At 49.0% G+C, this 24,109-nt stretch carries 25 protein-coding genes and 1 pseudogene; 15 read left to right on the forward strand and 11 right to left on the reverse strand.

What is annotated here, in order from left to right; genetic code table 11:
• Positions 1-189 precede the first annotated feature (189 nt).
• The 7 genes from L6J37_RS15925 (at position 190) to arsJ (ending at position 9,904) form a co-directional block, all read left to right on the forward strand.
• A complete protein-coding gene (locus L6J37_RS15925; RefSeq protein ID WP_218387150.1) occupies positions 190-1,230 on the forward strand; it encodes an OmpA family protein in 1,041 nt (346 codons plus the stop codon).
• Complete coding sequence (locus tag L6J37_RS15930) at positions 1,227-3,560, forward strand: Ig-like domain-containing protein (RefSeq protein ID WP_237795830.1); 2,334 nt, start codon at positions 1,227-1,229, stop codon at positions 3,558-3,560. The genes L6J37_RS15925 and L6J37_RS15930 overlap by 4 nt, the downstream gene beginning before the upstream one ends.
• Positions 3,561-4,184: 624 nt before the next feature.
• On the forward strand, positions 4,185-6,524 hold the full coding sequence (locus L6J37_RS15935; protein WP_237795831.1) for an Ig-like domain-containing protein: 2,340 nt from the start codon (positions 4,185-4,187) through the stop codon (positions 6,522-6,524).
• A gap of 191 nt (positions 6,525-6,715) precedes the next feature.
• A complete protein-coding gene (locus tag L6J37_RS15940; RefSeq protein ID WP_192014425.1) occupies positions 6,716-7,057 on the forward strand; it encodes an ArsR/SmtB family transcription factor in 342 nt (113 codons plus the stop codon).
• Positions 7,058-7,074: 17 nt separating this feature from the next.
• Positions 7,075-8,076, forward strand: a complete 1,002-nt coding sequence (locus L6J37_RS15945; RefSeq protein WP_237795832.1) for an ArsJ-associated glyceraldehyde-3-phosphate dehydrogenase — start codon at positions 7,075-7,077, stop codon at positions 8,074-8,076.
• 13 nt (positions 8,077-8,089) lie between these two features.
• A complete protein-coding gene (locus L6J37_RS15950; protein WP_218387146.1) occupies positions 8,090-8,587 on the forward strand; it encodes a cyclin-dependent kinase inhibitor 3 family protein in 498 nt (165 codons plus the stop codon).
• Between the two features lie 81 nt (positions 8,588-8,668).
• Positions 8,669-9,904 (forward strand): organoarsenical effux MFS transporter ArsJ, encoded by a 1,236-nt coding sequence (arsJ, locus tag L6J37_RS15955; RefSeq protein WP_237795834.1) that lies wholly within the window; start codon positions 8,669-8,671, stop codon positions 9,902-9,904.
• 29 nt (positions 9,905-9,933) lie between these two features.
• Here arsJ and L6J37_RS15960 read toward each other — a convergent pair.
• The 9 genes and pseudogenes from L6J37_RS15960 to L6J37_RS16000 form a co-directional block, all read right to left on the reverse strand.
• Positions 9,934-10,029 (reverse strand): annotated as a pseudogene (locus tag L6J37_RS15960) (sulfurtransferase); the annotation flags it as partial.
• 54 nt (positions 10,030-10,083) lie between these two features.
• A complete protein-coding gene (locus tag L6J37_RS15965) occupies positions 10,084-10,692 on the reverse strand; it encodes a hypothetical protein (RefSeq protein WP_237795835.1) in 609 nt (202 codons plus the stop codon).
• 90 nt (positions 10,693-10,782) lie between these two features.
• Positions 10,783-11,406 carry a hypothetical protein gene (locus L6J37_RS15970; RefSeq protein WP_237795836.1) on the reverse strand — a complete coding sequence of 208 codons (624 nt, stop codon included), beginning with the start codon at positions 11,404-11,406 and terminating at the stop codon, positions 10,783-10,785.
• Between the two features lie 90 nt (positions 11,407-11,496).
• On the reverse strand, positions 11,497-12,156 hold the full coding sequence (locus L6J37_RS15975; RefSeq protein ID WP_237795837.1) for a hypothetical protein: 660 nt from the start codon (positions 12,154-12,156) through the stop codon (positions 11,497-11,499).
• 44 nt (positions 12,157-12,200) lie between these two features.
• Positions 12,201-12,824: a hypothetical protein gene (locus L6J37_RS15980; RefSeq protein ID WP_237795838.1), complete on the reverse strand. Its 624-nt coding sequence runs from the start codon at positions 12,822-12,824 to the stop codon at positions 12,201-12,203.
• A complete protein-coding gene (locus L6J37_RS15985; RefSeq protein WP_330872804.1) occupies positions 12,805-13,809 on the reverse strand; it encodes a phospholipase effector Tle1 domain-containing protein in 1,005 nt (334 codons plus the stop codon). The genes L6J37_RS15980 and L6J37_RS15985 overlap by 20 nt, the downstream gene beginning before the upstream one ends.
• A 95-nt stretch (positions 13,810-13,904) precedes the next feature.
• On the reverse strand, positions 13,905-15,482 hold the full coding sequence (locus tag L6J37_RS15990; protein ID WP_237795839.1) for a LysM peptidoglycan-binding domain-containing protein: 1,578 nt from the start codon (positions 15,480-15,482) through the stop codon (positions 13,905-13,907).
• Positions 15,483-15,693: 211 nt separating this feature from the next.
• Entirely contained in the window at positions 15,694-16,521 is an 828-nt protein-coding gene (locus L6J37_RS15995; protein ID WP_237795840.1) for a sulfurtransferase, read from the reverse strand.
• 123 nt (positions 16,522-16,644) lie between these two features.
• A complete protein-coding gene (locus L6J37_RS16000; RefSeq protein WP_237795842.1) occupies positions 16,645-17,520 on the reverse strand; it encodes a patatin-like phospholipase family protein in 876 nt (291 codons plus the stop codon).
• A gap of 245 nt (positions 17,521-17,765) precedes the next feature.
• Here L6J37_RS16000 and L6J37_RS16005 point away from each other — a divergent pair, with 245 nt between their 5' ends.
• From L6J37_RS16005 to L6J37_RS16040, 8 genes are all read left to right on the forward strand, one after another.
• Entirely contained in the window at positions 17,766-18,074 is a 309-nt protein-coding gene (locus L6J37_RS16005; protein ID WP_192014437.1) for a DUF1330 domain-containing protein, read from the forward strand.
• 103 nt (positions 18,075-18,177) lie between these two features.
• Positions 18,178-18,519, forward strand: coding sequence for a Fis family transcriptional regulator (locus L6J37_RS16010; protein WP_192014439.1), 342 nt, complete (start codon positions 18,178-18,180; stop codon positions 18,517-18,519).
• Positions 18,520-18,725: 206 nt separating this feature from the next.
• Entirely contained in the window at positions 18,726-19,061 is a 336-nt protein-coding gene (locus L6J37_RS16015) for a hypothetical protein (protein WP_237795844.1), read from the forward strand.
• 47 nt (positions 19,062-19,108) lie between these two features.
• The gene (locus L6J37_RS16020) at positions 19,109-19,516 is read left to right on the forward strand and encodes a GFA family protein (protein ID WP_237795846.1); all 408 of its coding nucleotides are present in this window, start codon (positions 19,109-19,111) and stop codon (positions 19,514-19,516) included.
• Positions 19,517-19,572: 56 nt separating this feature from the next.
• On the forward strand, positions 19,573-19,959 hold the full coding sequence (locus tag L6J37_RS16025; RefSeq protein ID WP_237795848.1) for a hypothetical protein: 387 nt from the start codon (positions 19,573-19,575) through the stop codon (positions 19,957-19,959).
• Positions 19,960-20,121: 162 nt separating this feature from the next.
• Complete coding sequence (locus tag L6J37_RS16030; RefSeq protein ID WP_237795850.1) at positions 20,122-20,706, forward strand: nucleoside deaminase; 585 nt, start codon at positions 20,122-20,124, stop codon at positions 20,704-20,706.
• Positions 20,707-20,753: 47 nt separating this feature from the next.
• The gene (locus L6J37_RS16035; RefSeq protein ID WP_237795852.1) at positions 20,754-21,215 is read left to right on the forward strand and encodes a GNAT family N-acetyltransferase; all 462 of its coding nucleotides are present in this window, start codon (positions 20,754-20,756) and stop codon (positions 21,213-21,215) included.
• A gap of 135 nt (positions 21,216-21,350) precedes the next feature.
• A complete protein-coding gene (locus L6J37_RS16040; protein WP_237795854.1) occupies positions 21,351-21,875 on the forward strand; it encodes a DUF2937 family protein in 525 nt (174 codons plus the stop codon).
• Between the two features lie 125 nt (positions 21,876-22,000).
• On the opposite strand, the gene icmH is transcribed toward L6J37_RS16040, so the two are convergent.
• The gene (gene icmH / locus L6J37_RS16045; RefSeq protein ID WP_192014453.1) at positions 22,001-22,783 is read right to left on the reverse strand and encodes a type IVB secretion system protein IcmH/DotU; all 783 of its coding nucleotides are present in this window, start codon (positions 22,781-22,783) and stop codon (positions 22,001-22,003) included.
• The gene (gene tssK, locus L6J37_RS16050) at positions 22,780-24,105 is read right to left on the reverse strand and encodes a type VI secretion system baseplate subunit TssK (protein ID WP_192014458.1); all 1,326 of its coding nucleotides are present in this window, start codon (positions 24,103-24,105) and stop codon (positions 22,780-22,782) included. Before tssK ends, icmH begins: the two co-directional genes overlap by 4 nt.
• Positions 24,106-24,109: the final 4 nt, after the last annotated feature.

Consider the following 24,109-nt stretch of genomic DNA (forward strand, 5'->3'; position numbering starts at 1 on the left):
TCTCCTCTCCCAGCCAAAGTGAACAACTAAGACTAAAAAACCATCTCATCAAATAGAGTTAACTGTGCAACTTATTTCGCAAACCTGTGATCTTTGTACTAATTTGACTTTAAGCATACCTGGATGACAAGAAGTTCCTAAGCTGGGTAGCTCTTTATAGCGTTTTCAAGGATTGAGGATGGATCGGTAATGAATCAAAGCACAACGTTTTCCCTTTCATGTCTTGTACTAAGCACTTTATGTATCTCTCTCGCCAATGCCTCTGAGCACCGCGTCGGACTCCGCGCCAATTACACTTTTGCTGATGATGCCTGCGAAAGCCATAACATCAGCTGTGATGACGACGCGCCAGGCGCGGGAATTTTCTATAACTACGCCTGGACTCCACGCTGGGAGCTGGAAGTTGCCTACGACTATTACGGCCAGTTTGATGCCACTTATCCGGCTCTGGATGACCCTTCCGTTGGCGCCGATTATGAAGGTGATGTGTTAGGGCTGTCAGCCTCTCTGGGCTATCGTTATCCGGTATCGGATGTGGTGTCTGTGGTGGGTAAAGCCGGCGTGATGGCCTGGCATGTTTCCAGCGATGGTAAAGAAATTGCCGGTACTGTATCTAACGACGAAGATGGATTCTCCCCCATTGTCGGTGTCGGCGTTGACTGGGACTTTACACCGCGCTGGCGAACCGGACTCAGCTATCAGTTTGCCAATAATGTCGGCGACGATGGTACGGCTGGTGCCGATCTCCATACCCTGATGCTGGGTATCAGCTACCGGTTTTCAGGTAATGACCCGCAACCTGTCGCAGTTGTTGAACCTGAGCCAGAACCCGCTCCGCCGCCTGCCACTCAGGAAGCCTTTACACTCCAGGTGGATGGTGCTCAGTCCAATGCGATCTTCGAATTCAATTCTGCCAAGCTTCGTCCTGATATGACTTCCGCGTTCCAACCGATGCTGAATCACCTGAATCAGTATCCGGAAGCCATGTTGCGCGTTGAAACCCATACCGACGATGTTGGCTCGGAAGACTACAACATGAAGTTGTCTGAACGCAGGGCGCAAAGTGTTGTGCAGTATTTTGAACAACAGGGTATTACCCCTGACCGTATCAGCTACGAAGCGTTTGGCGAAACCAAGCCGCTGGTCAGTAATGACACCCCGGCTAACCGTGCTATGAACCGACGCGTAGTGCTGACTTCTCCTCAGTTTACAAGGAAGGCAACCCAATGAAGAACAACATTAGCCGGTACTTAACACTATGGCTGGGTATTTTTCTCATGACGCTGACTCTGGCAGGTTGCGGCGGAGAAAGTAGCGGTCTGCCCAGCCAGAAAGACAACGACGGCAGCGCCGTAGATAAGGGCGGTAAAACCGTTCGTAATCTCGAAATCATCCCCAGCGCGAACACAGCAGAAGCTGGCAGCTCCCTTAGCTTTACCGTGAATGCCATTTACGCGAACAAAGATAAAAAAGATGTCACTCAGGACGCGCAATGTACCAGCAGTGATGAATCAGTTGCCACCGTCAGTGACAAAGGCGTGATCCAGGCCATTGCGGCAGGCGAAGCCACCATTTCCTGCAGCTATGCCGGTGTGAGTGGCGGCGGAGTTGTGATTACGGTAACAGGCGGCCATACGGTCAGCCAGTTGCAAATCACTCCCGGACAGGTGTCAGCAGCCGCAGGAACACAGGTGCAGTTTACCGCGCTGGCATACTATCACGATGGCAGCCGTGAAGATGTCACCAGCCAGACAATCTGGAATACGACAGATGCCAGTACCGTTGAGCTAAGCACCGACGGTATAGCCTCCGCCAAGGCATCAGGAACCGCCACTGTTACCGGGCAATTTGAAGGCGTCAGCAGTAATCAGGCGACGATGACGGTAACAGCAGCGACACTGAGTTCCGTGCATCTCTCACCCGCCACGGCGTCTTTGGTCACTGGCACACAACAGCAGTTTACTGCCACTGGCCTGTTCTCCGATGGTTCGACACAAGACTTAACCCCTCAGGTCACCTGGGACAGCGACAATACCGCGGCGGCGACCATCTCAGCATCAGGGCTGGCGGAAGCCATTGCTGCAGGAACGGCCAACATTACCGCCAGTTTCAATGGCACAACCAGCGCTCCTGTAAATCTCACCGTTACGGATACGACAGTTAATTCAGTGCAAGTCACACCTGCTAACCTGAGTCTGGCCAAGGGCACCAGCCATGCCTATGCGGCCATAGCGCATTTTAATAACGGCACCTCGCAGGATGTCAGTGCGCAAGCGACATGGAACAGTACCGATACCGCTGTGGCGACCGTTTCCACTACGGGTGTGGTCAGTGCTCTCGCGACGGGGTCTGCCGCTATCTCTGCCAACTTTGGCGGAACAGGCAGCAATAACGCGAGTCTGGAAGTGACGGCAGCAACCGTGTCGTCTATCTCAGTTGAACCAGAGACGGCCAGTATTGCTAACGGCACCACCCAGCAATTTACCGCCACCGCCAAGTTCTCCGACGGCAGCACCCTGGATGTGACCGATCAGGTGAACTGGAAAAGCGGCGATACCAGTGTTGCGACCCTGTCTGCAACGGGTTTAGCCCACGGTCTGGGTGAAGGCAATACAGTCGTTACCGCCCATTATCAGGGGGTCAACAGTGCCGACATTCCACTCTCAGTCACGCCAGCAAGTGTCAGCGCCATTGCTGTGACTCCTAACGCTCCAAGCATAGCCAATGGTACAACGCAGCAGTTCACTGCCACGGCAACCTTTTCCGATACCAGCACGCAGGATGTCACCCATCTGGTCAGTTGGGTCAGCTCGGACACGGGTGTCGCCAGCATCAATACCTCAGGTCTGGCGCAATCGCTGGCAATGGGGACGACAGAGATTACTGCCAGATATCAGGAGCAAACCAGTCCGGGCGTGACCCTGAATGTCACCGCAGCAACGGTAACTTCACTCGCAATCACCCCGCTCAATGCGACTATCGCCAACGGCCTGACCGAGCAGTTCGAAGCCACAGCCACCTTTACGGATACGTCCACTCAGGTTGTCACTGATCTGGTGAGCTGGCAAAGTAGTGATACCAGTGTCGCGACTATCACAACAGGCGGTCTGGCACAGGGCGTATCCGTTGGGTCGGCAACCATTACTGCAAATTATGGGGGCAGTTCAGCGGACACAACCCTGACGATTGGTCCTGCTGTACTGTCGCGGGTTCGGATAGAGTCGGATCACTCAGGCAGTCTGGCCGTTGAGTTGCTTGGTTCAGACATTTTCACTGTCTCAACCCACGCCTACTATTCTGACGGCTCCAAGGTACTGGTTGATAATAGCAGCGTGACCTATCACGTCTCCGCAGCGTCATTGCTGGCGGTCAGCACAGAGGGTGCCGTCAGATTACTGGCAGGCGTATTGTCTGATGTACTGATTACTTCCACCGCCGATATATCAGGCACCGATGTTGATAGTGAAAATGCCATCAATATCAGTTGCCTGGCAACCATACCCGGAGTGCTGTCTGTTTGCACCATCAACTCTGTCGAGAAAAGCGATTTAGAAATGTAACACCACTGCAACCATTAGCCCGCTGGCCACAGCGGGCTTTTTCTTCAACTGCACCTTCTCATCTGAATCATCAAGAGCAGCAACGGCTGCCCCACTTTTGACACTCAGGGTTTCCTGCTACTTCGTCACTTCCCGCGAAAAGCAGCCAGACCAGTGTAAATTACCACCGATAGAATTCCCCATGAGAATACATGCCCCCCTAAAGAAGCAAAAAATATATGCAACTAATTTAGCAAGATTACCATCCTTGTACTAATTTGGCTTTAAACAGCTTTGAATAAAAAAATCACCCATAAAAGTAATTATCTCAAGGATTGATGAAGTTGATTGTTCACTGATTGTCGTGAGCAGCCAGGCAAAAACAATGCTGCCAGAATCCGGAATTCTTGCTCTGCGGTGACAGTTGTATCGCGATGTCGGAGCGGATACATGCAACAGACAGCTCTCATGACATAGAGCCAAAAGTGTTGTGCAGTACATTGAAAGCACAGGGAAACCCCCTGAAAAAGTCAGCTACAAAGCGATTGGGGAAGCGATGTCTCTGGCCGGAAATCGTCCAGGGCACGTGCTATGAACCCTCGTGTAGTAACTGACACTACCCACAATTACAAGGAAGGCAATCTAATGCGAAACGACATTTGCCAATACGTCAAAAAATGGCTGGGATATTTACTCATGGCACTGGTACTCGCCTTAGCCGGCTGTGGCGGTGATGAAAGCGGTACATCCGGTCAGGAAAGCAGAACGGCCAAACACAGTGTTGAAAACGGAAAAAATGATTTCAGCACATTAGCTATTATCCCCAGCGCTGATTCAGTAGAAGTAGGCCACTCACTGAGTTTTATGGTCAAAGCGACTAACAGCTCTGGTGTGGCACACGATGTCACGACTCAGGCAACCTGCGTCAGTAGCCAAACTGCAGTAGCGACAATTAGCACCAGCGGTGTTATCCAGGCAGTTGCAACGGGAGAAACATCGATATCCTGTGATGTCGGCGAGTTAAGTGCAGGAGGCATCGTAATTCGTGTGTCCGGTAAACACTCTGTCAGCCAGCTCCAAATTACACCAGGGGTGACATCGGTAGCGAAAGGGACTCACGTTCAATACACCGCATTAGCTTTCTATCATGACGGGACCCGAAAGGATGTCACTGATCAGGTCGTCTGGAGCAGCAGTGCATCAGGTACCGCCAGTGTTGACAGCAACGGACTGGTTATCGCGCAAGCTGCAGGGAATACGGTAATTACCGGTGTATTTGATGGTATCACCAGCAACAGCGCTGATCTGACAGTCACCGATGCATCTTTGGTCTCCCTCGACATCACAACTTCTGGCCTTTCTCTGGCAATCGGTACAGAGCAGCAACTGACCGTTATTGGTCACTACACGGACGGAACAACGCAAAACCTGACGGCTCAGGTGGCTTGGAATAGTGATGACCTGCTTCTGGCGACAGTCTCAGATACCGGTCTGCTCATTACCTTGTTAAACGGTGCAGTGACGATTTCAGCGAGCCTGGGTGACGTAACCAGTGACGGCATACTGGTTACCATTAAACCTGCAGTTATGAACGGTTTGCAAATCACCCCGGGAAACATCAACCTGCCGGAAGGCACATCACATCCTCTGACTGCCATTGCTTCTTTCTCTGATGGTACAACACAGAATGTGACGAATCTGGTGAACTGGGCCAGCAGTGATACCGCCGTCGCCAGTGTTATGCTTACTGGCTCAGTCCATGCTTTGGCAGAAGGTACTGCCGTTATTTCTGCCAACCTGCAAGGTATAGAGAGTAACCACGCCAGCGTTACTGTTTCTGCGGCAAGCGTATTATCGATCTCGGTTGATCCGCTGCTGACCACGATTGCAAACGGCACCACTCAACAGTTAAAAGCCACGGCGTTATTCTCAGATGGCAGTCTGGTCGACATCACCGCGCAGGCCAACTGGCTCAGTGGTGACACGAGCATAGCAACTGTTTCTACCGACGGTCTTGTTCAGGGGATCGCTGAAGGAAGTACTGTGATTTCAGCACACCTGCAAGGTACAGTAAGCAACGAGCACTCATTAACTGTCACTTCAGCACTCCTTACTGAGCTGAGCATTACACCAGTGACAACGAGCATTGCCAAAGGTACAGCTCAGTTATTCAATGCCATTGCGACCTTCTCTGACGGTACAACACAAGATGTCACGAACCTGGTCAGCTGGGCCAGTAGCAATACTCAGGTCGCTATCATTGATGCCAAAGGCCGTGCTCAAGCACTGTCTCAAGGGGCAACCAACATAGTGGCTCAATACCTGGCAACCCAAAGCCTCTCGGTTACTCTGACAGTAACAGCGGAAACCATGACTTCCCTGAACATCACGCCTGCGATACTCAATCTGGCAAACGGTTTGGATCAACAGTTACAAGCTGTCGCTACCTTTACTGATGGATCCACCCAGGATGTGACTGATTTGGTCAGTTGGCTCAGTAGCAACACTGCTGTTGCAACTGTCAATTCAGGCATGGTGCAAGGTATTTCTGAAGGTGCTGCGACAGTTTCAGGACGATATGAAGGCTTCGAAGGCACCGCAGATCTCAATGTAACCGCGGCTGCACTGGATCGCGTTCGGGTGGAATCTGATCACATGGGTGAGCTGGCCATTCAATTACTCGGTTCGAGTATCTTTAATGTGACTACCAACGCTTACTATACCGACGGTACCCGTATAGTTATTGATAACAGCCTGGTGACTTATCACTCAACTGAAACATCATTGCTTACGGTTAACACTGAAGGTCTAGTGACATTGAAAGCTGGTGTGCTTACCAATGAGCGCATTTCCTCAGTGGTGAATTTCTCCGGTACAATGGTCAACAGTGAAAATACTATCAATGTGAACTGTCTGGCAGCATTGCCACCTCTGGCATCGATTTGTACGATTGGCTCAATCGAGCAGCCTGCTTCAGGTCACTAAGCCTGCATGCGGCCCATTGATACTGGGCCGCATTCTTTCCCTTCATCTCCTGCCTTCAGGGCATTGTAAACTCAATTCAGAACGGCAACTGCGTTTTTCCGATATGAAAATTTTATGACAATGACGTCACAGGGATTGACCAAACACTTCAGCAGACTAATATATACGGAAATTCGAATATGGTTATAAGCATGCTACCACATCAATTTTTTAAACTGCTGGCAGATGAAACCCGTGTGCGTTGCTTACGGTTAATCGTGAAAGAGCAATGTCTGTGTGTGGCCGAGCTGACCGAAGCACTGCAGGTCAGCCAGCCGAAAATGTCTCGCCATCTGGCTGTGATGCGCGCCAGCGGGCTATTGGTTGATGTCCGGCAGGGGCAATGGGTGTTCTACCGGTTAACCGAAGAACTGCCCGGCTGGATGCGTAAGCAAATTTACGGACTGGTGGATTCGAACTGCTTAGAGCAGGAATACCAACAGGACAGTGAACGACTCATGGTAATGAAACAACGACCCGTTTGTTGCCAATAATGTAGGAAGAGTTAACTATGACAATCAAAGTAGGTATCAATGGTTTTGGCCGCATTGGCCGTCTGGCACTGCGCGCAGCGTTTGACTGGCCAGAACTGGAGTTTGTGCAGATTAACGATGTTGCCGGTGATGCCGCAACGCTGGCTCACCTGCTGGAATTCGATTCCGTGCAGGGACGCTGGCACCATGAAGTGAAAGCGGAAGGCAGCCACATTGTCATCAATGGCAAAGCCATTCTTACCACACAAGAAAAAGACATTAATGCCGTTGACTGGTCAGGTTGTGACGTGGTGATTGAAGCCACAGGCAAACATCGCAAAACCGAGTTCCTGAATCAATATCTGGCGCAGGGTGTGCAGCGTGTTGTCGTGTCAGCACCGGTGAAAGAAGAAGGCATCGCCAATATCGTGGTGGGCGTTAACGATTATATCTTTAATCCTGAGCAGCACCGTATTGTCACGGCAGCGTCCTGCACCACCAACTGTATTGCGCCTGTGGTCAAAGTGATCCATGAAAAACTGGGTATTGAGCAGTCTTCATTTACCACCATTCATGATTTAACCAATACGCAAACCATTCTGGATGCACCGCATAAAGATCTTCGCCGCGCCCGTGCCTGCGGTATGAGCCTTATCCCTACCACCACAGGTTCAGCCTCGGCTATCGTGGAGATCTTCCCGGAACTGAAAGGCAAAATTAACGGCCATGCTGTGCGTGTCCCGCTGGCAAACGCGTCTTTAACTGACATCATTTTCGACGTCAAACGTGACACCACAGCCGAAGAAGTCAACCAACTGCTGAAAGAGGCTTCACAGGGTGAACTGCAAGGCATTTTGGGTTACGAAGATCGCCCGCTGGTTTCTATCGACTATAAAGGCGATCAGCGCTCAACCATAGTGGATGCTTTATCAACCATGGTAGTGGGTAAGCGCATGGTGAAAATCTATGCCTGGTATGACAACGAAATGGGTTATGCCACCCGCACTGCGGAACTGGTGCGTAAAGTGGGACAGGCTTAAGGGAGTAATGACAATGACACATCCAACCTGGACTTTACCCGTAACCGATACCAGCGCACTGGTACTGACTCCCTGCCCCGGCACCAAAGGCGTTGCTCTGTCAGACAGCCTGGCCCAGCTGAAAGCACAAGGGGTACGCGCTGTCGTCACCGCCATCAATAAACAGGAAATGGCTGACAAAGAGGTCGCTGACTTGGGCCAGTTAGTTGAACAAGCTGGCATGCTGTGGGCATATACCCCGATCGAAGACGATGCCGCGCCTGATAGCGAATTTGCGGCACAATGGCAGGCAGTCAGCCCGCAATTGCATAAAATTATTGCAGAAGGCGGCAACATTGCTTTGCACTGTATGGGTGGCTCAGGCCGCACCGGTTTACTCGCTGCGCACCTGCTGCTGGAAATGGGCTGGCCGTTGTCACGCATTATTGAAGACGTCCAGGCGTTACGCCCGGGAGCCTTTACCAAATCGGTACAGGTCGATTACATCCGTCAGGTAGCGTCACAACCATAAACAGTGTTTCGCCGTTTCGCGCCTGTCTGTTTTGCATCGCAGCCAGCAGCCGAAACGGCGAACAATACGAGTGTCGTGTCTATGTTTGTTAAATATTTCTCACAATTCAGCCAGCCGGTTCGCCAGTATATGCTGGTGACCTTTAACTACTGGAATTTCACTGTCACTGACGGCGCGTTGCGCATGTTAGTCGTACTCTACTTTTACGAGCTGGGTTACTCCACCCTCGCCATCGCCTCCCTCTTTCTGTTCTATGAATTTTTCGGCGTAGTCACCAACCTGGTCGGGGGCTGGCTGGGTGCCAGACTGGGTCTGAACCGAACCATGAACATTGGCCTTGGCATGCAAATTGTTGCCCTGCTGATGCTGGCTGTACCCAATCCCATGCTGACGATTCCCTGGGTAATGGCCGCACAGGCAATGTCCGGGATCGCCAAAGATCTCAACAAAATGAGTGCCAAGAGCGCGATCAAAACCCTGGTGCCTGACAACAAACAAAGTGCTCTGTACCAGTGGGTTGCGCTGATGACGGGGTCAAAAAACACCCTTAAGGGCGCTGGCTTCTTCCTCGGCGGTCTGCTACTCAGCGTAATAGGGTTCCAGAATGCGGTGCTGACAATGGCGGGTGTGCTGACGCTGGTATTCGTCAGCAGTATCCTGACGCTGAAAGCCGACATGGGCAAAGCGAAAAATAAGCCCAAATTTGCCGAGATGTTCTCCAAATCCGAAAGCGTCAATATCCTTTCTGCTGCGCGTATGTTCCTATTCGGGGCGCGAGACGTCTGGTTTGTGGTTGCGCTGCCTGTGTATCTCGGTTCCGTCTTTGGCTGGAATCACAGTGCTGTCGGTGGCTTCATGGCGGCCTGGGTAATGGCTTATGGTTTTGTGCAGGGCTTTGCACCAAAACTGACAGGAAAAGCACAAGGTAAAGTGCCAGACGGGCAAGCCGCAACACGCTGGGCACTGCTGCTGGCCATCATTACCGCAGGTATCGCTTACGGGGTGCAGATTCAATGGCAGCCGGAACTGGTGATCGTCGGCGGGCTGATGCTCTTTGGCGCCATCTTTGCAATTAACTCGTCGCTGCACTCGTATCTGATTGTCAGCTATGCCAAAGACGATGGCGTATCACTGGATGTCGGCTTCTACTACATGGCCAATGCTATGGGGAGACTGATAGGCACAGTGCTGTCAGGCTGGATCTTCCAGATTGCAGGACTGTCCGCCTGCCTGTGGGTCTCTTTCATCTTTTTGGTCCTCACCACCCTGATCTCCCTGAAACTGCCTAAGATTCAGACTTACCAGATAGTGTCATAACCACCATAATCAGCAACGAGCCGGCGACCTCAAACTACGGGTAAGTCGGCTCGCTGTCCCCACTCCGCCCAGGAACCATCATAAACCGACAAGTTTCTGTACCCGCACTGATAAGCTGCCAGCATCGGGCTGCTGAAATCCAACCGAATCTCAGTCTGAATGATTAGATCCTGATTTCATCACTTTTCCTCATACGGCGAACCGGGGAACGGGGTGTCGGATGATTCACCCTTGCCGTCAAACAACAGAACTACATCCGTTGAATCATGAGGAGCACGAACAACCCAACCGTCAGGATTGGCGTTCTCTTTAGGAGTACAGTTATCGTACGGTTCATGGCATTTCAGCGTATAGAAAACTCTGACACGCTCGCTATCGACAACCACCTGCATAACCCCTTGTCTGCGGGTATAGTTTGTATAATAGCGATTGAGTGTTTGAATTTTTTTCTCTGCCAGTTGCGCGTCAATTGGTGCAGAAATTTTAAAAAATTTATCCCTGGTGTTTTCATCACGATCATACTTTACCCAGTAGCCTTCCAGATGCTGAGGTATACCCATACCGCCGATATCAGCACTCGCACCAGGATAACCGCTCACAGCACCATAGGCAAAGCCACCACCACCACTGGTGTCGCGAATAGTCATCAATCTGATATTATGATAGCCGGTTGTGCTGCCAGCATTACCTATATTGGCAATACTTATCCTCTGGGGTGACTGGGGGGAACACCCTGACATCAGAAAAATCAGCGATGTGAGAAAAACTTTCGATACATTCTTCACCATAGGCTGTACTTTGAAACCACTGAATACACCATCCGTTGAGAAACTGATAGCTCGAAAATAAATACACCCGTGACGTCAGCAACCCTTCCATCACTTTTCCTCATACGGCGAACCGGGGAACGGGGTGTCGGATGATTCACCCTTGCCGTCAAACAACAAAACTACATCCGTTGAATCATGAGGAGCACGAACAACCCAACCGTCAGGATTGGCGTTTTCTTTAGGAGTACAGTTATCGTACGGTTCATGGCATTTCAGCGTATAGAAAACCCTGACACGCTCGCTATCGACAACCACCTGCATGACGCCTTTCCTGCGAGTATAGTTTGCATAATAATGATTGAGTGCTTGAATTTTTTTCTCTGCCAGTTGCGCGTCAATTGGTGCTGAAATTTTAAAATATCCTTCCAAAGCATCTTTACTAGCCGTTTGTTTTGCCCAAAAGCCTTCAATAGATTTAGGAATACCCATACCGCCGATATCAGCACTGGCCCCCGGATAACCGCTCACAGCACCATAGGCAAAACCGGCTCCGCCACCACTGGTGTCGCGAATGGTCATCAACCTGATACTGTGATAACCGGTTGTGCTGCCTGCATTGCCAATCCTAGCAACCACTGTTTTTTTGTTGCCATGCTCAGTTTGCTGGGGTGAACAACCTGACATCAGAAAAATCAGCGATGTGAGAAAAACTTTCGATACATTCTTCACCATAGGCTGTACTTTGAAACCACTGAATACACCATCCGTTGAGAAACTGATAGCTCGAAAATAAATACACCCGTGACGTCAGCAACCCTTCCATCACTTTTCCTCATACGGCGAACCGGGGAACGGGGTGTCGGATGATTCACCCTTGCCGTCAAACAACAGAACCACATCTTCAGAGCCAGCGGGAGCACGTATGACCCAACTGCTGTGATTGACATCCTCCTTTGGTGTGCAGTCATCATATGGCTCGTGGCAGCCTAAAGTGTAGAAGACTCTGACACGCTCACTATCAACAACCACCTGCATAATACCGTGAATGGTTTTGAAATTTTGGTAATAATTCTGCAGTGTCTTAATTTTTTGTTCTGCCAATTGCGCGTCGATTGGCGTTGAAATTTTAAAAAATTTATCTCTAGTGTTTTCATCGTGATTGTACTTTACCCAGTAGCCTTCCAGATGCTGAGGAATACCTACACCACCGATATCAGCACTCGCCCCCGGATAACCGCTCACAGCACCATAAGCAAACCCGGCTCCACCACCATTGATGTCCCGGATGGTCATCAATCTGATATTATGATAGCCGGTTGTGCTGCCAGCATTACCGAATCTAGCAACCACTGCTTTCTTGTTTTCATACTCAGTTTGCTGGGGTGAACACCCTGACATCAGAAACATCTGTGTCAGCAACAAAGCGATGGTTTGACATTTCGTCATGATTAATGTTTTCAATTCAACTTTTGGAAAATGCATGATCAGATTCCCTATGCCTTAACGCATAGGGGGAACACATCAGATTATTTTTTATAATACGGCGAACCTGGAAACGGCGTATCTGAAGATTCACCCTTACCGTCAAATAACAAAACCACATCCGTTGAATCATGAGGGGCACGAACAACCCAGCCGTCGGAATTGGCATTATCTTTAGGTGTGCAGTTATCGTACGGTTCATGACATTTCAGCGTATAGAAAACTCTGACACGCTCGCTATCGACAACCACCTGCATGACCCCTTTCCTGCGGGTATAGTTTGCATAATAGTGATTGAGTGCTTGAATTTTTTTCTCTGCCAATTGCGCGTCAATTGGTGCAGAAATTTTATAATGGGCCTCAAAAGCATCACCACTGGCGGCTATTTTTGCCCAATAACCTTCGATGTGCTTAGGAATACCTATCCCCCCAATGTCAGCACTGGCCCCCGGATAGCCACTGACAGCGCCATAGGCAAACCCGGCACCGCCGCCACTGGTATCGCGAATGGTCATCAGTCCGATACCATGATAACCCGTTGTACTGCCTGCATTACCTATATTGGCAATACTTATCCTCTGGGGTGACTGGGGGGAGCATCCACTCACCAAAATTGTAAATACCGCCAATAAAATTACTAATGTTGTCCTAGCCATTACTAAAAACATTCCTTTCCAGTTCATCGTTCCGGTTACGTGTAGGATTATTGACAAGATATTCGTAGGCTGTACCGCAACCCGGATTAATCATGGCATCATGCGGGCGATGAATCCATTGATAACCATGTTGGCTCACCTCAGCAATCCAATGGGCTGGTGTGATTGCGCCTAATGGAAGATCCTTCAGACGATCCCAAAGCTTCAGGATATTGGGATCAGCATCGAAGTCTTCAGGTTTACGGTAGATCACTTCATTCCATTCAATGCCAGCCAACTCGGCCTGTTGTTTCATTCGTTCCTGCGTCAGGCCGGCAACTGCATTATTTACTGCTTGCAGCCGGTAGAAATATAACCTTGGCCCATCCGCTTTAACGATCCCGTATTGCCCATACTTTGAGAGGCAATGTTGACTCCAGGCCGACTCTTTTTCCCGGCAGAGATCTTCCATAAAAGATTCCGGTGTGCCAAGCGAGCTGTAACCAAATTTATTCCACTCAATCTCAGCCTGATAATACTCAGCGTCATAGGACTCGGTTTTAACCAGTTCACGGTTGAAGGTGGAATCCACTGGCATGCCATAACGTGAGGGTAAGCCTTGTTTATCATACTGCTGTTCAGATGAATATCCCCCGCCCACATCCGAATGTGCGCCAGGGAAGATCTCTTCAAAAAAATTGTCGGGTAACAGGCCGTGTGTTTTCAGCGTGGTCAGCGGGAAATTCTTCCGGTATTCGTGGTGTGCGCACAGTTGTACCACTTTTTGTGCACAGTCTGGTTTGAGTGACAGGATAAAGTTTCCTTCGTCATCATTTCCGGGTAAATAGAAAGAGCCGACGGTATCAAATAAACCAACAAAACGAAGACTCACCTGTCTTGTCTGATCGATTTCGTACCCCTGGGATGCATTGAAATATTCACCCGTTTCTGTTCCGAGCAGGTTGGGAACGATGCCACAGGGATTGCTATCAACACGACGCCGGGTGTAGTCCGGCAAGCCGGCAAGCGCGGCATTAACAAAATGTCTCGCCAGAGCAGCACCACGACTGAAGCCGAAAACATCGAACTCAATATGGGTTACTTCTGAGTATTTTAAACTTTCTGCAGATAATAAATCCCTAAGCTGACGAATAAGAGTCTGCCACTTGTAAAGGCACTGGTTTTCTCAAGAAGATTTTCCGTATTATTATCAAACACATCAGCTAATTTTTCTGACTTTGTTTTGATGGCATCCCTCAGCTCAATACCCAGAGCCTGAGCAAATTTGGTTTCATCCTCACCTTTGTCAATCAGTTCTGGCGTTAGGTAGGCGCCATCGACCGTACCCACCCCGGACACATATATCTTGGCTATCTTGCCCGACTCTTCCGGGTACGCATCAAACAGTCTACCGATATTCGAGCGTGATTTGTTGCCATAGGTTTCTTTGTACAAATCATTATCTTTGTTCTGACCTGTGCCATCAAAGAACACACCAATGCGCAGAAGGCGCTTTTTCACCTGTGCAGCATTAATTACCGGTGTATTGGCCAGTATCCGGCTGTTCTCCTGAATATGCTGTAGCCAGGGCATCATAGTTTGCTGATGATAACGCCCCCAAATATCACCGAAGGGGTAAGCCTTGCCCGGCGCTAAGTTGGTGGTCGGGGGCAGCACTTCTTTTGGCTTGTTGTTTGCTTGCATACCCGACACAGTCACCAGCAGGCTATCACCGACCTGCAGTTTTAAAGGATCGTCGTTGTAATGCGGGTTTAATTCGAGCAATTGCTTGGCAGTTAAGCCATGCTTTTGCGCAATGTCCGGCCAGCTTTCACGATGACGGGATTGCGGGTCCAACTGAACTTGATAATGCGTTGATTTCTGCTCGCTGCTGGCTGATGTAGATTCACCCTGGCTGCTGCGCTCCTGCGGTGCCTCACTGCGGCAGGCTATGGCGCCACTGAGATCTAAGGCGACAGCATTGTTCTCAAGCCAGCTTGGCGATATGTTGGCGAATTCATCTTCTGTCAGTTTATGCTGGCGAAATAAAATGTATTGTCCGCCTACGGTTTGTCCTTCCACTTTGTAGGGCAACAGCAAACTTGAAAAATGGTGCTCAGAGAGCAAATCATCTATCAGTTTGCTCGCATCTGATTGCGTGAAATAGAAACTCCATCGGTCCTCACCGCTAATTTTACATTCCTGATACAGCTCATTTTCTACAAAGTAGTAAAAATAACCTGTTGTTGGCCAGCCTAATCGGTCATCAAGCTGAACGGCGAGTTTCGCCGGGATGAACTCAGCATTCAAAACCCCTTTGCCTTTAGACTGCGGTTGAATGGTATAGGCTTTGGCCAAGCCAGTATGTACAAAGCATTCATTCAACAAGTGCTTTTCTTCTTGCTGCATACACTGTGCGGTCAGAACCGTATGCCCCTCAGGCGTTGGCGACTTATCCCAGCGGCTGATCGCTGTTTCTTCGGCGGTGTGTTTCAGTGTCCAGTAACCGGTTTGTAACGAGCGCAGCTCATCCGGCGTACAATAAATAAGGATATTGCACTCAAAGTCGGCAGTTGACTCTTTAACTTGATCCTGTACCTGAACAGGCAGCTTGTTGATGTAACTGTAATCTTCCAGCGGTTGATAACCCGCTTTGACAAATCGCTTTGGTTTGTTGTGTTCGGATACCATGATGAATATGCAATGAGATGATTTTCATTGAGCTTATATCACTAAGTCACTAATTTAAATGATAATTCACCTTCAGAAATGTCGCTTTAGACTGTCACTTTAACTATTTTCCCTGCCACATTTAATAATGCTGTATGGATCGCATTCCACTGTGGACATTCTGTAAAAGTACGAGATGTGATCACTAGACCGATCTGATAACAATGTGACCTCAAACAACCGGCAAATCGGTTCGCTGCCCCCACTCCGCCCAGGAGCCATCATAAACCGACAGGTTTCTGTACCCGCACTGATAAGCCGCCAGTAATCCAATGCAGGCGGTTACGCCTGAGCCGCAGCTGAAATACAGTTTTTCGTCGCCGAACACCTGCTGTTGTGCGAACAACGCCTGCAGTTTGTCTGGGTCTTTATACTGGCCGTCTTCAATAAAAGAGGCGAAGGGAAGGTTTATCGCATGGGGAATATGCCCGCTTCTCAGCTCTGGTCGTGGTTCTGGCTGTTGACCAGAAAACCGCCCGGCGCTGCGTACATCAATAATATGATGTTTCGGCAGACCGGCTTTTTCTGCCAGTTCTCGCCAGTCAGAAATCCACCCTGTGCGATACTCACCCTGCCACCCGTTGCCGCTCTCAGGAATGACGGGAGAAGCAACGACAGCCCGGCCTTCTGCGATCCATTTGGGCAAACCGCCATCCAGCACATAAACCTGTTCGTGCCCCATCAGTTTAAACAGCCACCAGACGCGCGGCGCTGAGTAGATACCTTTTGCATCGTAAATGACAATCACAGAATCCGTCTCAATGCCCAGTCTGGAGACTTCTCGCTGAAATGCTTCATATTCCGGTGCGGTGTGAGGCAACGAAGAAGAAGCAGAAAACTGCCGCTCAAGATCAAACACAAGAGCACCGGGGATATACTGCCGTGTGTCTAGGTCGGAATTATCGCCAGTCACACTTTGCATGGTGGCATCGAAGATAACCACTTCCGGCGATCTGCTCTTCCTTTCCAGCCAATATGTTGAAACTAACGCGTTCATCATTCTCCCTCAGGTAAACCCTGCATTGAGTAATTTGCACTCAATTTGAAATCATCAAGCTGAAAAAGGCGATAAATATATAACAGTTACACTAATTTTTAGCCCTTGTTGTGAGGAAACAGTTTCTCACAGACAAAACTGGCAGTTTTCATCATGGGAGCCATTCAGAGACTTTCGGCGATGTATATGCAGCATGCCTTCTTTCAGGCCCATCTTGTAACCTTCATCCAGAGTAGATTTTCGCATTGTTAAACGCTTCACGCTGAAGCTCTCTGGCGGGGCGATGACCCGGATTATGGCATCTTGCGGCGGTTGACGGATGAACTCCAGCGACGCGTTATAGTTATCAGCACGTTTGATCATAGCACTGGCGATCTGGGGTTGACGGACGAAGACTTTTTTCATCATCCAGGGATATTTTGCCGGTTTCATCTGATAGCTCAGTGGATGTGACAAAATCACTGTGATGTCTCTAGCTCCGCGACGGTAGGCTTCCCGCACCGGAATCGAGTCGGCCACGCCGCCATCGGTATAACAGCCACCAGCAAAACAGGGTGTCGCTTTATAAGCAATCGGGAGCGCACTGGTCGCTTCCATGACATCGCTGACATTTAATGGGCTCACGTTGTAATAATCAGCGGTGCCAGTATTAACATTGGTTGCTGCGGCAATCAGTGCGGTTTTCCCGAACAGTTTATGCTGATCCAGCGGATAGAGCCGCAATGATTCATCAATCAGCCACTCCACATCAACCAGGTTGCCTCCTTTCAGGAAGCGAGCGGGATTGTAAAATCGTTTATCCGTCGCTAACTGCGTGATAACGCGATAACTCCGTTTAGGCTGATTCGCCAGATACCCCAATAAGTTGGATGCGCCTGCTGAAACGCCGATGGCCAAATCAAAAGGGTTATAGCTATCGTCCATAAAAGCATCCAGTACCCCGCTGGCAAAAATACCGCGCATCGCACCGCCTTCCACCACTAATGCTGCTTTCTTATTCATAATTTGCTAACCAACTGATTTAAATTAAATAAAGAGTACCTAAAGTTACTCAGGCTGGGTAATTGAAATCACGGATTGTTCAGATAGGAGCAAGCTATGGAAGCACAGCAAGGGCTTGGCCTGATAACATTCTGGATAAATATTAACGTATCCCTTGAGCAAACTCTGAATCTTCACTCAACAGGCTAGGTTTTCCCGAAGGATTACTCTACGATTTCAGACAAACACAGAATAGGGAAGTAACTATGTCTTTTGAAATGCTGGTCGCGCTTGATGTCGCGGACGATGAAATATACGCACAGTACAGACGCGAAATGACCCCCATTTTATCCCGCTATAACGGCAGCTATGGGTATGATTTCAAAGTCTCTGAGGTGTTAATTTCACAGGTGTCTGCACCCATCAACCGTGTGTTCTCTATTTGCTTTCCCAGTGAAGAAATGAAAAATCAATTCTTTAACGACAAAGAGTATATGGCGATAAAGCAGCATTATTTTACGCCATCAGTTCGGGCCACAACCCTCATCGCCAGCTACGAGAAACCAGACAACTGAAACAGGCACTTTTATTGTGCTGTCCAAAACGTTACCGTATCGCCCTTCCGGCAAACAGTGCGGTAAGCAAAACATCAAGCTTGCCGCTCTCAACGAGACAAACATGCGTAAGACCGATAAAAAAACGGACAATCAAATCAGAATATTACTGACAGAAGTGTGTAACCATGCGCTGGAGGCTTACCCCGGCTTTCAGTGGCTGACCCACCTGGTCGATTACTCACACTTTCCTGACAGCCTGAAAGTGGTTTGTGTGTTCGATACCAATGTGAATCTGTCACACTTTTATGATGCTGCGGGAAAGCCTGTACTTGAAGCCTTGATAGTCAAAAAACTGGCAGCAGTTGATATCCGCCTGAACAGGCCGTCTGCCCATATCGCGTATGACACAGAAGAAAATTGCGAACGAGAGAACCAGGGCAAATGGGCGCACCGTTTGGGGTAAGTTGAAAGTCGTTTCTCTATTCGAGCACTGATATCAGGGCTGTGGCATGCAGGGAAGAGCGCCGACCTGAATTGGCAACATGTTGCGTAAGCGCACAAAACTGAAACCACACAGCACGAAATACATGAAAAGTTGCAGTAAATCAGGATAATGCGGCCAAATTATTGGTTCTTTATTCGAGTTGACATCCATTGCACGGGAAACAGATGTTTATTAAACAAGCCTGGAACGGTCAGATTGCTGTCTGGAAGGCCGTCGTTTTGGTCAGTTTAGGCGGGCTTGTCTTAACACTTCTGGTCAGTATCGGGGTAAGCCTGGTGCTGCTTTTTCTGGTTAAGTCGGGTGTGATGCATTTCAATCATGTTGCCATCCACACGGTCTTCTTTTCTTTTATTCTTTCCGCATTTGGCGTATTTGCCGTACGTTCACTATGGCTATGTGCAGCAAACCCGAAAGGGAAGATCAGCCATGCACTCGTCAGATTCTGGGCCATCATACTGAGTGCTTACATTATTGCGGTCCTCGCGCACGTTAATACCTAAATTCGTGCGGATGCTGTAAGTGCCATAACTACTACCAGGAGTGCTTCATGTATACAGGCAGTTGTTTATGCGGCGGCGTACAGCTGGCCATTACTGGCAAAATCAGTGATATCATTCACTGTCATTGCTCTTTATGCCGAAAATCGACAGGCTCTGCTTTTGCCACAAACGGGTTTGTAAATACATCAGATTTTGCTGTTACCCAGGGGCAGGAATTACTGAATCACTTTGCATTACGGTCTGGCAGACAACGCCATTTCTGCCGTATCTGCGCGTCGCCGGTATACAGTTCCAATACGGCAGATCCCGCCCGCATTCGAATCAGGCTCGGCATTATTGACTCAGAGATCGCCGAAAAACCCATATCGCATAACTTTGTCACGTCGAAAGCCAGCTGGGATAGCCTGGATATCAACCTGCCCCAGTATGAAGCACACGAACCAGGCAGAAAATAACCGGACTCTTCAATGTCCATAAAGAAAGCAACATACAAGCAGGAAAAGCAACAACTATGGCCTCCGCCCAAGATTTTTCAATCAGTCGCCAGTATTTCATCTACAAAGCCGATGAATACACATTATCAAGAATTAAAAATGCGAGAGTAAAAGTAAATACGCTGAAAGATCATCTGTTCAGAGTGATTATTATCGGCATGATCGTTTCCAGCGTCATAGGGCTCATGGAGCCTGCAGGAATCGCTTGGATATTCATGCCGTTCGGGTTTATCACTGGCGCGCTGAGCGCTTTAGCCACTGCACGTAAATATGAACTGCAGATTGAGTTCGAGCATACTGACGAAACCGGGCTTCAGTGGATTAGCGTTGTAAAAGGTCATAAACAAAACGACATGGCGATCTTTTCAGAGCAGGCAGATCAACTCAAGCAACAGATTGCCTGATGGGTAATCGATAAAGCTGGCAGAGGGCTTTTTCTTCACCATTTGCATTGTTTTCGGGCAAGAATGTGAGCCATGACAGATGGCAATCTGCCGAAGTAAAATGATCAACAAAATCAGGCGTTATACTTCTGTTACTGATTTCCCGAGAACAGAGAGAACCTTATGACGCCCCTGCTGGATACACATTCAGACATCAATGAAGCCGCCCTTCGCGCTATTGCCCATATGCCAACGACCAGCTTGCTGGTATTGATGGGCCATGACTTCACAAGCAAATTATCCGATGCTGATTACATGCACATTGCTGTTCTGCTGGCGCAAAAAAGTTACGACGAAGGCGGTTGTCCGATTGGTGCAGTGATCATCAATAACCAAACCGGACAAATAGTTGGCAAAGGCCACAATACGCTGGTTCAGGAAGATCACCCGTACAACCACGGTGAGACCTCTGCCATTCGCGATGCAGGCAGGATAGATTTCAGCCAGACCACCTTGTTTACCAGCCTGAGTCCTTGCGATGTCTGCGCGACGCTCCTGTACATGCGCGGATTCAAGCGGGTTGTCGTCGGCGATATTACCAATGCCTCAGGAAACGAAGATTTGCTGCGGGAAAAAGGGATTCAGGTCGATATTCTGGAAGATAAACAAGGCATTGCACTTTACGCACAATTCCGAAAAGAAAAACCAGAGCAAGATCTTGAAGACTGGAAAGGACTGTGTGCGGTGCATTCGCATTGTGCCTCCTAGCTGACAGATAACCTCATCAATCATCTTTCTGACACAGGAGAACCTCAGTGGACATCATCCGGTGCTGCCAGGCCAGCGATTTAGCAGGTGTACGCGAACTCTACGCAGAACTGCGCCCTCATGACCCCGTATTATCGGAGCCACAGGCCATGAAATGCTGGCAGGATTTACTCAACAGCCCGCACACAAAAATCATTGTTGCTGATATTGATGGCGTGCTGGCATCCACCTGCCAGCTTGGCCTGGTGCCTACCATGACAAACGGGGGTCAGCCTTTTGCCATCATCGAGCATGTCATTACTTCGGCCCAATACAGGCGGCAAGGACTGAGCCAGAAAGTCATCGAGAAAGCCCTCTTACTCGCCTGGGACATGGGATGCTATAAAGTCATGCTGCTATCAGGGGAAAACCGGCCAGAGGCGCATCACCTTTATGAGAAAGTCGGATTTCAGTCAGGTATTGAGCGCGGGTTTGTGATTAAAAATCCTCACATACTTACCCCAGATTGACCTGTGACGATGAGCACAGCGCACGCTTTACTTTCAACAATCCCGCCTGGTTATCAGCTATAACATACGAGGCTGAAACAGGTTACGTTATCTGGATGTCGCTTTGCGCTATTTTAACCGAAAAAGGAAAGTCTCTTGGTAGGAAGAATTGTTGATAAATTGCTGTTTGGCGTCATGCTCATCGCGGCGCTTCAGGTTCCGTTACTGGCCGATCACTATCAGCAATATCTGGCAGGATTATTTGAAGCCACACAATGGCAAGTCAAGGGCTACGAAAACACCGCCAGACAATACGGTTACCCTGATGTACATGCGATGATTGAGCAACACCTGAACAATCAGGAAGCCAGTGTCAGGGCGGACGCCTTACAGAAACAAGCGACCCTGAGCCACTATCAGGACCTGAAATCCGGCATTGTCGTTTTTGAACAAGGGTCACTGATTGAGAAATCAGTGTACATGTTCACACCTGCACGCTTTGACTCGTTAGAAAAAACCATCACCCATTTCAAACCCGGCATTCCACTCTCGCTCAACGGTCTGATGTTTGGTGCCATCCTGGGATTAGCAGCCAATATCCTGCTTACCCTGCCTTTTAGCTTATTGTTCAGGCGTAAACGTCGGGCAAAGTTCGCCGCCAGACGGTCAGTGATATCGTGATTACATGTGGCAGAAAACGCCAGTTTAGAGTGTCTCAGCACCGAAAAAATGGACAGATAGAGATCAAAAAAGCGCGAGTTCATCGCGCTTGAATCATTTAATGAGAACAAAATGAACTTAACGACTCAACCAATCAGTTGATTAAATTTAAAGTCTATAACCCAATAAGTCGCTGAATACATGGCTGCCAGTAGTGCGGCTGTAAAGCCAATGATCAGTTTTGGCGAAATCACACGCCTCAATGGCCGGCTAATAACAGCAGCCTTTAAATTCACTAACTGTAGCTTCTCCTGATCCTGCAGCCTGTCTTCTTTTATCAGCTGGTAAATGGTCTCTGCAATGTCAGCGATTTTTTCGTTACCACGCTCGACACGACCGAATTTCCCCTTAAAACCAACCTGCAACAGAAAGTATAAAAATTCAATAAGTTGCCTGTAACGTTTGGGATCTTGTCTGAGCCTGTCCAGAATTGTATAGAATTTATCACCACCTGACGTTTCATTATGAAACTCAGCAAGCAGGCTGTGTGTACTCCAATTACTTTTCTCTCCCCACTCCTGACTGTAAACCGCTTCGTCAACAGCAGCACAGACACAATAACGCATCACCAGCAGTGATGCTCTGTCTGTGTTTGCGAGTAGCAGTCGCTTCTCGGCGTCTTGAATCTCCCTGCTGATTTTCTCACGCAGCAAGGTAGGATCATCTAACCAGGGAATAGATGGAATACAAGTCAGACAGGCCAGTACCCAGGTAAACTCATCAACCAACTGGTTAATACCCAGTTTTTTGATTTCCAACTGTTTTACCGCAATATTGCGTGGTACTTCCGGAGCCGGCATAACCTCCATTGGTTGGCCGGGCTCAGGCTGAAACAGAACGACTGTTATGTCATCATCGAACTGACTCATAATCTGACAGCCCACATTTGCAATTCAATATTCGGGAAATCGCCGGACACATGCATGGCAATGCCGGATGAAGAAGACAATGCCTTCCACTCATCAGACGCCTTATCCAGCTCAAAATACGTAAAGCCGGCATGGTAAGGCAGCTGACGAGGCACCACTGGCATTGCTTTAATGGCGATACCTGGTAGCTGGAAGTTCACCAGATCACGAATATTTTCCAGACTGCCCACTTTAACCTGGGAGACAAAGCGAGTATGAAGCACATCCAGAGTGACATCAGCTTTCACGGCAAGGATAAAGGTCGTGGTCTGGATAATCTCACGATCAGCAATATTGGCAACACGCACGCCATAGCCTTGCTCTTTCAACACCAGCGGGATTGCCCGCTGCTCTGACATTACGGTCAGGCTGTTGCGGTTCCGGCTGATCAAAGACCACATACAGTCGGTCAGATCACCATGATTATAGGGCGAGAAAGTCTCAGGACGACGGGATGATGTACATAATGTTGCCAGTTCCCCTTCGGCCTGCAGCAACACACGATACAGTGCTTCAGGGTGAACACCTTCCAAACCCGCTAAATGCCAGAAAACCGGCTCCAGCTTGTTCACCACCTGCAGTAGCATAAAATCCGCCACCGAGGATACGCCTTGCTGGTCAACCACACCCAGCCGGCTGACTATGGATTCGGCGCGATGTTTTAGCAAAGAAGCAAATTCGGTAACAAACTTTGTCAGTACAGCGGAAGCTTTAATATCAAGGCAAGTGGGAATGAACTTGTCATCAAGTAATACAGTACCATCACTTTTGACTTCCGAAATTTTCAGAATAGGGATAGACGTAAAAGCCGAACGGTCTTCCGTCTCTAGCATCAAACGGAAATTCAGGCTGCCGACATGAATGGTTGTGGTATCTTCACTGTCGTACAGACAGTCGACTACTTGCTGCTCCTGAAGACGATAGCGTGCACCGTCTCCCGCATTGGTATACAGCTCACCCTGCTCAGACGGTAAAGGACAGCATAAATACACCACTTTATCTACCGTCGATGTGTCCACTTCCAACATTGCCGGCGCCAAGGCTTCAGAAGGAAAAGCAAACGGTGTGCGGTCCTGCAATATTCCTTCCGCAACAGTGACGCCAATTTTGCCCATTTTCAGCAGTTCAGCATTAATCTCTAATCGGCTGATCCCCCAATTTAATGGCGAGCTGAAAGCTGTATACAAACTCACTTGCTGAGAGTGAAAACGGTCCAACTGCTGGAAATGCTGTGGTTTCATGAACATGCCGTCTTGCCAGACAACCGGGTTATGCAATGACATAATG

This window comes from Photobacterium sp. WH77 (assembly GCF_022014395.1).
Taxonomy (GTDB): Bacteria; Pseudomonadota; Gammaproteobacteria; order Enterobacterales; family Vibrionaceae; genus Photobacterium; species Photobacterium arenosum.